This window comes from Mannheimia cairinae (assembly GCF_028649535.1).
Taxonomy (GTDB): domain Bacteria; phylum Pseudomonadota; class Gammaproteobacteria; order Enterobacterales; family Pasteurellaceae; genus Mannheimia; species Mannheimia cairinae.
In genome coordinates this window covers 120,557-134,441 of sequence record NZ_JAQSJE010000002.1, presented here as the reverse complement: position 1 = coordinate 134,441, position 13,885 = coordinate 120,557, and the positions used below count along the sequence as shown (strand labels likewise).

The 13,885-nt window shown below is 37.4% G+C and carries 13 protein-coding genes; 3 read left to right on the top strand and 10 right to left on the bottom strand.

Going from position 1 to position 13,885, the window contains the following annotated elements:
* Positions 1-55: 55 nt before the first annotated feature.
* The 9 genes from rpoZ to PTQ27_RS02775 form a co-directional block, all read right to left on the bottom strand.
* Entirely contained in the window at positions 56-334 is a 279-nt protein-coding gene (rpoZ, locus tag PTQ27_RS02815) for a DNA-directed RNA polymerase subunit omega (protein ID WP_273749564.1), read from the bottom strand.
* Positions 335-438: 104 nt separating this feature from the next.
* A complete protein-coding gene (locus PTQ27_RS02810; protein WP_273749565.1) occupies positions 439-936 on the bottom strand; it encodes a thioredoxin family protein in 498 nt (165 codons plus the stop codon).
* Between the two features lie 9 nt (positions 937-945).
* On the bottom strand, positions 946-1,962 hold the full coding sequence (locus tag PTQ27_RS02805; RefSeq protein ID WP_434802819.1) for a LacI family DNA-binding transcriptional regulator: 1,017 nt from the start codon (positions 1,960-1,962) through the stop codon (positions 946-948).
* Between the two features lie 45 nt (positions 1,963-2,007).
* Positions 2,008-3,438, bottom strand: coding sequence for a glycoside hydrolase family 32 protein (locus PTQ27_RS02800; protein WP_273749566.1), 1,431 nt, complete (start codon positions 3,436-3,438; stop codon positions 2,008-2,010).
* A 94-nt stretch (positions 3,439-3,532) separates the two neighbouring features.
* Complete coding sequence (cscK, locus tag PTQ27_RS02795; RefSeq protein WP_273749567.1) at positions 3,533-4,456, bottom strand: fructokinase; 924 nt, start codon at positions 4,454-4,456, stop codon at positions 3,533-3,535.
* Positions 4,457-4,652: 196 nt separating this feature from the next.
* On the bottom strand, positions 4,653-6,080 hold the full coding sequence (gene miaB, locus PTQ27_RS02790; protein ID WP_273749568.1) for a tRNA (N6-isopentenyl adenosine(37)-C2)-methylthiotransferase MiaB: 1,428 nt from the start codon (positions 6,078-6,080) through the stop codon (positions 4,653-4,655).
* Positions 6,081-6,302: 222 nt separating this feature from the next.
* The gene (gene crr / locus PTQ27_RS02785) at positions 6,303-6,803 is read right to left on the bottom strand and encodes a PTS glucose transporter subunit IIA (protein WP_273749569.1); all 501 of its coding nucleotides are present in this window, start codon (positions 6,801-6,803) and stop codon (positions 6,303-6,305) included.
* Positions 6,804-6,888: 85 nt separating this feature from the next.
* Positions 6,889-8,610, bottom strand: coding sequence for a phosphoenolpyruvate-protein phosphotransferase PtsI (ptsI, locus tag PTQ27_RS02780; protein WP_273749570.1), 1,722 nt, complete (start codon positions 8,608-8,610; stop codon positions 6,889-6,891).
* Between the two features lie 114 nt (positions 8,611-8,724).
* Positions 8,725-8,982, bottom strand: a complete 258-nt coding sequence (locus PTQ27_RS02775) for an HPr family phosphocarrier protein (protein ID WP_273749571.1) — start codon at positions 8,980-8,982, stop codon at positions 8,725-8,727.
* A gap of 254 nt (positions 8,983-9,236) precedes the next feature.
* On the opposite strand from PTQ27_RS02775, the gene PTQ27_RS02770 reads away from it, so the two are divergent.
* The 3 genes from PTQ27_RS02770 to PTQ27_RS02760 all read left to right on the top strand — a co-directional run bounded on the left by PTQ27_RS02770 (position 9,237) and on the right by PTQ27_RS02760 (position 12,980).
* Positions 9,237-10,811 (top strand): thiamine/thiamine pyrophosphate ABC transporter permease ThiP, encoded by a 1,575-nt coding sequence (locus PTQ27_RS02770; protein WP_273749572.1) that lies wholly within the window; start codon positions 9,237-9,239, stop codon positions 10,809-10,811.
* Entirely contained in the window at positions 10,808-11,464 is a 657-nt protein-coding gene (thiQ, locus tag PTQ27_RS02765) for a thiamine ABC transporter ATP-binding protein (RefSeq protein WP_273749573.1), read from the top strand. Before PTQ27_RS02770 ends, thiQ begins: the two co-directional genes overlap by 4 nt.
* A 94-nt stretch (positions 11,465-11,558) precedes the next feature.
* The gene (locus tag PTQ27_RS02760) at positions 11,559-12,980 is read left to right on the top strand and encodes a sucrose-specific PTS transporter subunit IIBC (RefSeq protein ID WP_273749575.1); all 1,422 of its coding nucleotides are present in this window, start codon (positions 11,559-11,561) and stop codon (positions 12,978-12,980) included.
* Between the two features lie 108 nt (positions 12,981-13,088).
* Here the strand turns inward: PTQ27_RS02760 and PTQ27_RS02755 are convergent, their stop codons facing one another.
* On the bottom strand, positions 13,089-13,883 hold the full coding sequence (locus PTQ27_RS02755) for an IS256 family transposase, variant Zn-binding type (protein WP_353617060.1): 795 nt from the start codon (positions 13,881-13,883) through the stop codon (positions 13,089-13,091).
* Positions 13,884-13,885 lie beyond the last annotated feature (2 nt).

Below are 13,885 nucleotides of genomic sequence, written 5' to 3'. Positions count from 1 at the left end.
GAAAATCCTACCGCTTGCAGACCCAGTTGTCCATTCTCTATCACTAAAAAAATAATTATTCGTTGCTCATTTCAGTTAAAAACGAAATTGCTTCTTGCTCTGCAACTTCTTGTTGAACTGAGTCGTGATTTTCTAGCTGATCCATAATCGCTGTGGTAATTAAACCATCTTCAATTTCACGTAATGCGATAACTGTTGGTTTATCATTTTCTTCAGGCACAAGTGGCTCACGTGTGTGAAGTTGTAATTGTCTTGCACGACGTGCGGCAATTAAAATTAAATCAAAACGGTTGCCAATTTTCTCTGCTGCTTCTTGTACGGTTACGCGAGCCATAAGTTTACTCCAAAGATATATACATTTTTTATTTATAAAAAAGATTTCCGATTATACAGAAATTAAGCAAATTCCGCAATTATAAAGGCTTAAATTCAGTGAATTTATTTTACGCTCGTAAGTATATTTAGTAATTCAGCTTCTACCGCTTTCCCAAATTTACCCATTCTGAAATCTGCTCTTAATTCGTCAAATTGCTCAGGATTTTCTTCCATTTTTGCTTTGAGAAATTGTGGAAACTCGCATAACACCAATTCTGTTTTGCCATTGCGAATATCAAAAATACTTGGAATTTTTTGGGCAGAAATGACCGCTTGTTGTTGCTCATCGCTGTCAAAATATTTGCGTTCGTTGTTGTCTTTGCGAGAAACATATTTCACATTGATATTTGGGTTTAGCTTTGCCATACGTTGGAAATAAGCCACAATCTCGACACAATCGGGGCAGTAAGGCTCCGCCATTACAAGCCAATCGCCTTGCACAGCAAGGGCTTTTATTTTTTCTTCTGTTTCATCTTCAAGTTTGACATCAACATACACTTCCAGTTGATTTTCTCTATCTTCATCGCTATTAAATTCTAAATATTCGTAAAAATGAGCCATAACGTCCTCTTAAATTGATTTTCGCCATAAAATTTCACAATCCACTTTCACACTTTCTACCGCTTTATCTGCCAATTTTTGCTGAATTAAAGCAAAAGTTTGCTCGGCAATTTGCTGGTGTTCCTGCTTAATTGAATGAATATGGAAAGGTAAAGCATTTAGTAAATGATGGTCGTCAAACGTTGCTAGATGTAATTCTTGTGTGAGTAATTTATCCATCTGATTATGTTCGCTTAAATAACGCATCACCCCTTCTAGCAAGGTAAAAGATGCCGTAAATACAGCCTCAGGTAATCGCCCTAGTTTCTCAACAATTTGGGAAAACATTTGATAACCCGATTCCGGTTGGTAGTCTTGATGTAAAATCCAATCTTCTTGCAGAGCTAAGTGTGATTGTTCCAGCCCTTCACGAAATCCTTTTAAACGATTTTGGCTTGGTGAAAGGGCGAGTTGCCCGCCTAAATAAAAGAATTCTTTCGGCTGGTAAGCTCGTACAATATTCTCAACCAAAACACCGATACTTTGAGTATCGTTACTGGTAATAGAAGGAATATTAAGCCCTGAGATATAACGGTCGAGATGTAACATTTGCGTATATTGCACTACGTTGTGATAATAACTCGGATCATTATGGGTTGGTGCTGTAATAAGAATATCTACTCGCCTGTCTAATAACTGCTCTATCGCCTTTTTTTCAAGCTCAGGGTTATCGTCCGAACAAGCAATCACTAGCTGTAAGCCATTATCTCGGCATAAACGCTCTAATGCTTTTGAAGTTAATGCAAAACCGTAGTTGGTAAAATCGGGAATAACCAAACCAATTACGTTCGTTCGCTGGGCTTGTAATGCCTTGGCATAAACATTGGCACGGTAACCATATTTTTCCGCAATCTCTTTTACTTTTTGGCAAGTTTCAGGCTTAATTCTAAAATCACTGCTCCGCCCATTTAAAATCATACTTGCCGTTGTTTTAGAAACACCACTCAGTTCGGCAATATCGCTTAGCGTTAAGCGTTTTTTATTCACACTTATCTCCTTTTTTATTATAAAGAGGCATTCCTGCCTCTCTTTTTATTCTACGCTAATTGCTGCAACATTTGCCACTTTTGCGTTTAGCAAGCGGGTCGATTTCACACAATTTTGACGATTCGCAATAAAGAAGCGAGAAGTCAGCACTTTCTCTCCGCCATTTAAGAAAATTTCGACAATAGAACGGTCGAAGAAAATCTCGATAGTGTCTAATTTTTCGATTTTACAATGGCGAACGGAGCCAAATTTTTCCATTAGTTCGGTTTGTTCGCTTTGGCTACGATCTAAGCTAAATACGCCATTTTCAAAACGCATTGTCAGATGTTGCCCAAACTCATTTTGGAAAAATTCAAGTGCAAGCGGTTGATTTTCAATAGAAATTTGTAAATAACTGGTATCTAACTGCTCAATCGCAATTTTCTCTGAAATTTCGACTGCTTGTAATTGACCAATATTAACGATTGGCTGTTGCACCACCTTGCCGTTTTTAAGCGATAATTTACGTGGCAAAGTCAGCATTGAATGCCATTGATATTGATCCGTCGGGTAAGTTAAATCCGGTAAGCCTACCCAGCCAAACATTATGCGGTTGCTATTTTCAATGGTTTGCGGAGCATAAAAATCAAAGCCGTAATCCAGTTCTTCAATATGCTCTGCGGTTAATTCATTTCCAGCCAGTTCCCCCACTGCATAGGTTGCGTGGTAATTATTTTGGAATTGGTGGCTTTCTCGCAGTTTTCCTTGTGGCGACCAAACAAACAGATCTTTACCCGATAATTGAAAGAGATCCGGACATTCCCACATAAACACATTGCTGTTATCAAAATCTTTCACTTCAAGCTCGGCAATTAAGCGTGGCATTGCTTCAAGATTTTCCATTTCATAAATTAACGCTGTGCCTGTTAAGTTTTCACGCTGAGCCCCTAATACAAAGCGAATTTTGCCTTCTTTGGTAATATAAGGTTTCGGATCACGCACGTGTTCGGTATAGCCTTCGGGTGCTTGGTCGATAATGCAACGTTTTTCCAATAATTTGCCTGCTTTATCGAAAATCGCAATATTTTGATGCGGAATACGAGCATTGTCTGACGGGCGACGAGTGTTCCCCGTGTAAAAAGCAACAATCTTATCTTGCCATAAAATCGCCCCACCTGAATAGCAGCCGTGCGATTCAAACAGTTCATCAGGAATCAGTAAATCGCCTTTGCTAAAAGTTTGGAAATCTTTGGTAATAAAATGTTGCCAATGCTTCATTCCGTGCAATGCACCGTAAGGAAACCATTGGGCAAAAATATGGTATTTCTCGCCATCAAAAATCAAACCGTTCGGGTCGTTAAACAACCCTGTTTCAGGGGCGAGATGATAGGTTGGGTAAAAGTCGGAATCGGTCAGTACCGTTTGACGAATGGCTTGTAATTCACCCTCTGTTTGAGCGTAGAGGCTTTTGTATTTACCGTTATTGAAAATATGCATAGGGAATCCTAACAATCAAAATGATGGTGCTCGTCTTTGACGAGTACCCTAGATAAATAATAAGCACTCGTCAAAGACGAGCGCTATCACAATTCTATTCCGCCAAAAATGCTTCGAGCTGTACTTTGTTTGGCAAGGCGGACATTGCACCTTTGGCAGTGGTGGCTAAAGCTCCCGAAGCGTTGGCTTTGCGGATAACGTCGGTTAAAACGTTTTCATTTTTCCAGTCTGAAACTTGAGCCAGCCCGGCGAGTAATCCGCTCACAAAAGCATCGCCAGCACCTGTGGTATCCACCGGTGTTAACGCTTTACCGGCAACGACTTTGCTTGAACCGTTTAAGTGATAAATTGCACCGTCTTTGCCTAAGGTAATAATAATAAGTTTTTCCGGATATTGTGCGGTAATTGCTTGAGTTGCCTCTTCAAGAGTCGCTTTATCGGTTAAAAGCGTGAGTTCTTCTTCAGAAAATTTAAGAATATCCGCCATTGCCACCACGGAATTTACCACGGTTTTCATTTCATCTAGGCTTTTCCAAAGTGACTCACGTAAATTTGGGTCGAAAGAAACAAATCCACCAGCATTTTTGATTCTGCGAATCGCTTCAATAGTAGTAGAACGTGAAGGGTCGTTGATTAGTGCAATAGAGCAAAAATGTAAAAAATCGCCCTGTTTAAATTCAGGTAAATCGCCCACTTCTAAGAATTGGTCTGCACTAGGGTTTACCATAAAAGTAAAACTGCGTTCGCCGTTATCTAACCCAACAACCACAGTTGATGTGCGATGAGCATCGTCTAAAATCATATTGTCGGTTGAAACCTTTTCTGCCGCCAATACGTCTTTCATAAATTGACCTAATGGGTCATTCCCTACACGTCCAATAAAACCGGCTTCCACACCTAAACGAGAAACCCCCACCGCTACATTAGCTGGGGCTCCACCAGCACATTTTAAATAATGGTTTTCGCCATCGGGAATTAAATCCACAACGGCATCGCCTGTTACCCAAATCTTACTCATTATTCTTTCCTCTTTAAATCAAGATAATTTCGCATACTAAAACGTTTTAGCGTCTTTTCCTAATACTAATCTATTCTTGAATTTTATGAAATATGAACTGCGACAAAAATAAGGCTTTTTAAAGAAAATATTTGTAATATTTTCCTAAAAAATAACCGCTTGAAAGTTATAACAAGCGGTTATTTTTACGTTTTTTTTACAGATTTACGACGTATTTGCCTACGCCTAGTTCATCTTCTTTACGAGTACGAGCAATCACACTTTCTGCCGATTCCACCACTCTTAAGCCCATTTCATCTTCGGTACGAATTACCTCGCCTCTTAGTGAGTTGGTGTAAACATCGGTAATTTTTACGTCCACAAATTTACCGATCATATCTGGTGTGCCAACAAAGTTCACAACACGGTTAGTTTCAGTACGACCGGTTAATTCCATTAAATCTTTTTTCGATGGGCCTTCAACAAGAATACGCTGTTCAGTGCCTAACATCGCACGGCTAAACTGCATTGCTTGGTGGTTAATGCGTTGTTGCAGGCGAGATAGACGCTCTTTTTTTTCATCTTCCGTTACATCATCAGGCAAGTCCGCAGCTGGGGTACCCGGGCGAGCGGAGTAGATAAAGCTAAAGCTCATATCAAAATTCACTTGCTCGATAATCTTCATTGTTTGTTCAAAATCTTCCGCAGTTTCGCCCGGGAAGCCGACAATAAAGTCAGAGCTAATTTGAATTTCAGGGCGAACTTCACGCAGTTTGCGGATAATCGCTTTATATTCTAATGCCGTGTGGTTACGCTTCATCATCGTTAAAACACGGTCGGAACCACTCTGGATTGGTAAATGTAAGAAACTTACTAATTCAGGAGTATCACGATAAACTTCAACAATATCATCGCTAAATTCAATCGGGTGGCTTGTGGTATAACGTAGGCGGTCAATACCGTCAATCGCTGCCACTAAACGTAATAATTCTGCAAAGGTGCAAATACCGCCATCGAAGGTTTCACCACGATAAGCATTTACGTTCTGACCTAATAAATTTACTTCACGCACACCTTGTGCGGCTAATTGTGCAATTTCAAATAGCACATCATCTACAGGGCGAGAAACTTCTTCGCCACGGGTGTAAGGCACCACACAGAATGAGCAGTATTTATTACAACCTTCCATAATCGAAACGAAGGCAGTCGGGCCTTCCGCACGAGGCTCTGGCAAGCGGTCAAATTTTTCAATTTCTGGGAATGAAATATCAACAATCGAGCTTTTACCGCCACGAATCTGATTAATCATTTCTGGTAAGCGGTGCAACGTTTGTGGCCCAAACACAATATCAACAAAAGGTGCACGCTCACGAATATGCTCACCTTCTTGTGAAGCTACACAACCGCCCACCCCAATAATCAATTCAGGTTTGGTTTTCTTCCAGTTTTTCCAACGTCCAAGCTGTGAAAATACTTTTTCCTGTGCTTTTTCACGGATAGAACAAGTGTTTAACAGTAAAACATCTGCATCTTCTGGGTTTTCGGTTAGCTCAAAACCGTGAGTAGAATTAAGAAGATCTGCCATTTTTGATGAGTCATACTCATTCATTTGACAGCCCCAAGTAGTAATATGTAATTTAGCCATAGTCTTCAAAAAATAATAAATATCTTAATAATTAGAAAAGAAAAGCGTAAAGCAATTTATTATTTTAAATAAAAATAAACTCTTTACGCAAAATTTGTGGCATATTCTACCTTGTTGTCTATTTTTTATCTATAAATAATCTTCATAAAGCTGATATTGCTCAAAAAGAGCAAACAAAAAAGCCACGATATTTGATACCGTGGCTTTAGCAATAACGTTCTATTATTTAGTTAATGTTAAAACAACACTTTCACCTGCAACAACTGAACCACTTTTCTTCGTTAAGTTGTTGATTTCATCCATATTAGAAATGACGATTGGTGTTAATACTGATTTAGCTTTTCCTTCAAGTAATGCTAAATCGAATTTAATGATAGGATCGCCCGCTTTTACAGTTTGTCCTTCTTGTGCAACACGAGAGAAACCTTCACCTTTTAACTCAACGGTATCAATGCCAAAGTGTACGAATAATTCTACACCATCTTCAGATTCAATAGAGAATGCGTGGTTAGTTTCAAAAATTTTACCAATGGTACCATTTACTGGTGAAACGATAGTATCGCCAGCTGGGCGAATAGCTACGCCATCACCTACGATTTTTTCAGAAAAAACAACATCTGGTACATCTTCAATATTTACAATCTCGCCTGATAATGGCGAATAGATTTGAATTTCTTTGCTTGCTTTTTGTTTTGAGCCAAATAATTTATCAAATAAACCCATATTAAAATCTCCCTCAAGATATTAGATACAAAATTCTCGTATATTCTATACGAGAATTTTGATTTTGTATGCTAAATAATTTGAATTAGCTTAATTTTTGATAAAATTCATCAACTAAACGCTCAACATCCGCAGCTGTTGGTTGTGCAAGTGCTTCCTCAGCTAAAGATTTAGCATCTGCAAAGTTCACTGAACGAATTAATTTTTTCACGTGAGGAACAGAAATACCGCTCATACTGAATTCATCTAATCCCATACCTAACAATAATGCCGTTGCACGTACATCGCCAGCAAGCTCACCACACATTCCAGTCCATTTACCTTCTGCGTGCGAAGCATCAATAACTTGCTTGATTAAATTCAACACTGATGGGCTTAACGGGTTATATAGATGTGCAATAATTTCATTACCACGATCAACAGCTAACGTATATTGCGTTAAGTCATTAGTACCAATACTAAAGAAGTCTGCTTCTTTCGCTAAATGGCGAGCATTTACCGCAGCCGATGGAGTTTCGACCATAATACCTAATTTAAGGTTTTCATCAAATGCGTGGCCTTCTGCACGTAATTGTTCTTTTAATTCTTCAACGATAGATTTTAATAAACGAATCTCTTCAACAGAAATAATCATCGGGAACATTACCGCTAGGTTACCAAATGCTGATGCACGCAATACCGCACGTAATTGAGTATCTAAAATTTCACGACGAGTAAAACCGATACGCACTGCACGCCAGCCTAAGAATGGGTTCATCTCTTTTGGTAAATCTAAATAAGGTAATTCTTTATCGCCACCGATATCCATAGTACGAAGAATAACCATTTTATCGCCCATCGCTTCTACAATTTCTTTATAAGCTTGGAACTGCTCTTCTTCGCCTGGTAATTGGCTACGATCCATAAATAAGAATTCGGTACGGTATAAACCAACTGCCTCGCCACCGTTGCGTAATACACCGTCAATATCACGGATAGTCCCGATATTCCCAGCTACATCAACTTTATGACCGTCTAAAGTTTGAGCTGGCAGATCTTTTAATTTGGCAAGTTCTGCTTTTTCTGCATTAAGCTTGTCTTGTAACGCTTTAAATTCTGCAATTTCTTGCTCAGAAGGATTTAAGTGTACCTCGTTATTTACTGCATCTAAAATAAGCATATCGCCCGTTTTAACTAAAGAGGTTACATTGTTAGTACCAACAATCGCAGGAAGCTCTAGTGAACGAGCCATAATAGAGGTGTGCGATGTACGACCACCAATATCAGTTACAAAACCTAATACTTTATCAAGGTTTAATTGTGCTGTTTCAGAAGGGGTTAGATCGTAAGCGACTAAGATCACTTCTTCTTGAATATCGCCTAAATCCACAATATGCATATTTAAAATATTACGCACTAAACGATTACCGATATCACGAATATCGCCTGCACGCTCTTTTAAATATTCATCATCAATTTCTGCAAGCATTGAGGCTTGCATTTCAATTACTTTACTCGCTGCAACATCTGCTGTTACAAGGTTATCGGCAATATAGCCTAAAATTTCTTCTTCAAGCTCTTCATCTTCTAAGATCATTAAATGACCTTCGAAAATAGCTTCTTTTTCTTCGCCTAATGTGCGACGTGCTTTTTCTTTAATTGCTGTTAATTGTGTAGCTGCTTTAGCACGGCCGTCAAAGAATTTTGCTTTTTCTGCTTCTACTTCATCTGAAGTAATTTTACGAGTGTTCAGTATAATTGGTTCTTCTTTTAAAACTAAAGCTTTACCAAATACTGCACCTGGAGAAGCTGCGATACCTGTAATCATAATTGTGTCCTTATTCTAAGATAGTATTAAGACTATCTAGATGTTGCATAGCAAAAGCTTTATCGCAGGCAACCACGATAAAGTTACATAAATATTGATTCAATAATCAAAAAATTATTCTAAAGTAGGGATTAAATCCACTAAAAAATCAACGGCTTTTTGCTCGTCTTCACCTTCTGCAGAAATGGTAATTGTTGTGCCTTGAGTTAAACCTAATGTTTGTAATTTGAATAAGCTTTTTGCACTTGAACCCTTGCCACCTGAAGTAACAGTGATGTCAGAAGCAAACCCTTTTGCTGCCTTAACAAACTCAGCTGCAGGGCGAGTATGTAAACCATTTGGAGCAGTAATAACAACGTCTTTTGAGTACATAAAATATTCCTCTTAATATTGAAAGTTAAAAAATTTGGTTTAATCAATCATTCAGTAGTTTGCAACTTTACTACAAATTTAACCTAAATACACGCTAAAAAGCACAAAAACTTGCTAACTCAGCACCTATTATTGTCTAATAAACAAACAAGTGTAAAAATCCTTTGTTAAAGGTCAAGATTTTAGCACATTGCTAAATTGAAATGTTACAATAATTTCCTAACCTTATTTTATCTACATTTGGAGCAATAATAATGCTAAGAGCATTAACTAAAACAACTGCTTGGTTTATTTACTTCGGCATTATTGCTTTATATGCTTTCAGCTTGTGGGCATTAGTTGGGTTTCACGAAAATAGTACTTTTATTTCATTTAGCGATGTACTAAAAATTATCAGTTATAGCCTACTTCAAGCCACACTCTCCGCTTCAATTTCACTTTTATTAGGCTGCTTACTAGCAAGATCGTTTTTCTATTTAGAATTCAAAGGTAAAGATTTACTCTATAAAATCATCTCTTTTGTTTGGGCGTTGCCTTCACTTGTCATTATTTTTGCGGTAATCGAGGTATTTGGTAATGCGGGTTGGTTAGCTCAACTATTTCAGCAATTAGGTTGGGAATGGCAATTTAATTTATATGGTTTACAAGGTATTCTTATTGCCCACTGTTTATTTAATATTCCATTGGTAATGAAATATTATGTCAATGGGCTTAAGCTAATTCCAAGTAGCCAATATCAACTTGCTGCACAACTTAATTTAGCAGGCTGGCAATATATTAAAATTGTAGAGATGCCAACAATTAAAACGCTCTTACCTTATCTGTTTATGACGGTGTTTTTAGTGTGCTTTACTAGCTTCCCTATCGTATTAATGTTAGGTGGTAGCCCTAAATATAGCACGTTGGAAGTTGCCATCTTCCAAGCGGTTACTTTTGAATTTGATTTTGCAAAAGCCATTATTCTAATTGCAGTCCAATTTTTAGTGGGTATTTGCTTACAAGTAATAATGAGCATTATCTCCACTCAATCTCTCAAGCAATTTAAGCAAATTCCAAACAGAATTGATATTTGGAAACCTACACCCACAGGCTTTAATAAATATCTATTACAAGCGGTTATTTTTTTGCAAAGTTTTACCATTATTCTACCGCTTGCAAGTGTGGTTTGGAGCGGTATTAGTGTTTCAAAATTGAGTGATCGTTTACTCAATCCTTTACTCTGGCAAGCTATTCAATTCTCCTTATTATTAAGTTTAATTGCCTCTGTTTTTGTCGTTAGTATCAGTTATCTTATTGCTTTAGAAACTCGCCAACAGCTACATAAAAAAGCCAAAATTTTACATAGCGTATTAAGTAGTGTCGCAATTTATCCGCTATTACTCCCCATTTTTTTATTATCTGTCGGTTTATTTATTTTACTAATGAACAGTGATACTTCGGCAGTTCAGCTACTTATTTTGGTTGGTATTTGTAATGGTTTAACGCTACTACCTTTTATTTATCCAATGTTATTCTCTGCAATGTGGAATAGCTTCACATCTCATTATAAATTAGCTCAAAGCCTAAATCTAAAAGGAATAAAAGGTTGGTGGATTGTGGAAAAAAACTATCTAATTCGACCGCTTGCAAGTACCTTTGCCCTTGCGATGTCTTCTAGTCTAGGGAGTTTTACTGTTATCGCCTTTTTTGGTAATGCTGATTTTACCTCTTTACCTTACTTACTTTACCAACAACTAGGCAGTTACCGCACTGAAGATGCAGCCGTTACTGCATTGGTACTAATGTTTACTTCACTTCTCCCCTTTTTATGTATAAAGGATAAAATATGATAGAGCTTGACTTAGAATTTACCTACGAACAAATGCAGATGCATTTTCAATTATCCGCTAAAAAAGGGGAAAGAATAGCGATTATTGGAGAGAGTGGTGCAGGAAAAAGTACCTTGCTTAACCTAATTGCTGGCTTTGAAAAAGCTGAAAACGGCTCACTATTTTTAAATGGCGAAAACCACTATGCCACAGAAATTGCCAAACGACCGGTTTCAATGCTATTTCAGGATAACAATGTCTTTCCTCACTTAACGGTTGAGCAAAATATTGGTTTAGCATTAACACCAAGTTTATCGCTGAACGCTACACAAAAAGTACAAATCAAAGAAATTTCTGAACAAATGGGGATTGCCGAATTTCTACACCGCCGAACCGATCAACTTTCTGGAGGGCAAAAACAACGAGTTGCCCTTGCTAGAACACTATTAAGAGATAAGCCGATTTTATTGTTAGATGAACCCTTTTCAGCGTTAGATCCGAAGCGTAGAGAAGAATTACAAATCCTTGTTAAAGAGATTTGTCAGAACCGAAATTTAACGCTTTTAATGGTGACTCATCAATTTGAAGAAAGCCTGTTTTTATTTAATCGGGTCATTACTATTGATAACGGAAATATTATTCAAGATCAAAAAATTGAAAATAATGTGATCTAGTTAACAGTTTTGAATAATTTTTAAAATATTTTCTTTTTTAGCTAAACCGTTTTAGTTAAAATACAACCATCTCATTCTAATAAAGGTAAACACTATGAATTATGCAAAAATCGCTGAGCAAACTATTGCCAAATTAGGCGGCAAAGAAAATATTACCGCTCTTGCACATTGTGCAACACGCCTTCGTTTAACTATTGCTGATGAATCAAAAATTGATAAAGAAGGCATTGAAAATATCGAAGGGGTAAAAGGTCAATTTTCAACCTCTGGCCAATACCAAATTATTTTTGGTTCAGGCACGGTAAATGAAGTACACGCTCAAATGCAAAAACAGATGGGAGTTGGTGATATGTCCACCTCTGAAGTTGCAGCTGCAAGTGCAGAAAAACAACCATTACTACAACGTTTAGTTAAAGGTTTAGCTGATATTTTTGTACCAATTATTCCAGCTATCGTTGCTGGCGGTTTGTTAATGGGTATTCACTCAATGCTTACAGCGGTTGGTTTCTTCTGGGAAGGCGAATCCGTTGTTAGCAGATACCCTGGCATCTCAGACTTAGTTGATTTCATCAACACCATCGCAAACGCACCATTCGTATTCTTACCTGTTTTATTAGGATTCTCTGCAACCCGCAAATTTGGCGGAAACCCATTCTTAGGGGCAGCATTAGGTATGTTATTAGTTCACCCTGCTCTTGCAGATGGCTGGAACTACGCAAAAACCTTAATGGAAGGCAAAATCACTTACTGGAACGTATTTGGTTTAGAAATTGAGAAAGTAGGCTACCAAGGTACGGTAATTCCAACTATCGTTTCTGCTTGGGTATTAGCAACTCTTGAAAAAACATTCCGTAAATTCGTACCTTCTTACTTAGACAACCTAGTTACTCCGATGATGTCTTTATTCATCGCAGGTTTCTTAGCCTTTACTGTAATTGGCCCATTCGGTCGTGAAGCTGGTTCTGCCATCTCTGCGGGTTTAACTTGGTTATACGATTCTCTTGGCTTTATCGGTGGTGCAATTTTCGGTACATTCTACGCACCAATCGTAATTACCGGTATGCACCAAACCTTTATTGCGGTTGAAACCCAATTATTAGCAGAAGTAGCTCGCACAGGCGGAACATTTATCTTCCCAATCGCAGCAATGTCTAATATTGCACAAGGTGCAGCCTGTTTAGGTGTTGCTTTCGCAATGAAAGATGCAAAAGTACGTGGTTTAGCGGTGCCATCAGGTATTTCAGCATTATTAGGTATTACCGAGCCTGCAATGTTCGGGGTGAATTTACGCTACCGCCAAGCCTTCATCGCAGCGATGATTGGTTCAGGTTTATCAAGTGCATTCATCGCATTCTTTAACGTAAAAGCGATTGCTTTAGGTGCGGCTGGTTTCTTAGGTATTCCATCTATCAAACCTGATAGCCTTGCAATGTATGCGGTTGGTATGGTTATTTCATTTGTGGTTGCATTCTCAATTTCAGCAATCTGGGTGAAAAAAGCACAAGCTAATAAATAATTGTTGAGTAGTTAAATTAAAAGGGCATATAGGACAAAATAGTTGGTCTTTTTGCATTTTATATGCCTATAGGACAAAACAGTTGGTAATGAATATTTTTGTTTATTCTTACCAACTCTTTTTATTCAAAAAATCCTGTATAAACAATATCTTATGTATTCTCGTTAAACCGCTATATGGACGTAGTTTATCCTTTAATTCCTTAAATAATCCTTCTATTCTATTTGTTGTCTTTTCAATATTTAACTCAGGGTATTTTTCATAGGTAAATAAATAATCAAAATACCGATTGATACTCGCTAATGCACTTCTTACATTTCGATGTTTATAGGGATATTTCCCTTTTTCATTTGGTTTATCTGAACGTTCATTTAAAAAATGTTTATGTTTTATTTTCCAATGATATATTTTTAAATAAAATTCATTTTTTGAACTTGTTTTTAATGTTTTAATAATTGTTTTTAATTCTCTACCGGCATGAGATTGATGTTTCTTTCTTAACGCTCTCATTACTATTGCAACCAAATGAAATTGACACATTTGAGTCGGCGTATTTAATATATCTTTTAACAAGCCTCTCCGTCCGTCACAGGTAATTGATTGAATTATATAGCCTTTTTCTCGTAAACGATTTAAGGCTTTCTTGTAGTAAATATCTTTCTCTGTTTTAACTATTTGATGATAAACCACCTTTTTAGACAATGAATCTATGAATACCATTACACCAAAATCTCGATGAAAGAAGGTCGTATCAATAATTAAATTAAGATATTGATGAGAAGGAGGATTTAATAACGATTTAGGGGATTTTTCTAAATATCGGCGAATTGTACGAGGAGAACAATGATATTTATTTGCTAATTGTTGTTGTGTCTGTTTTCCAACAGAATAATCATACCAAATTA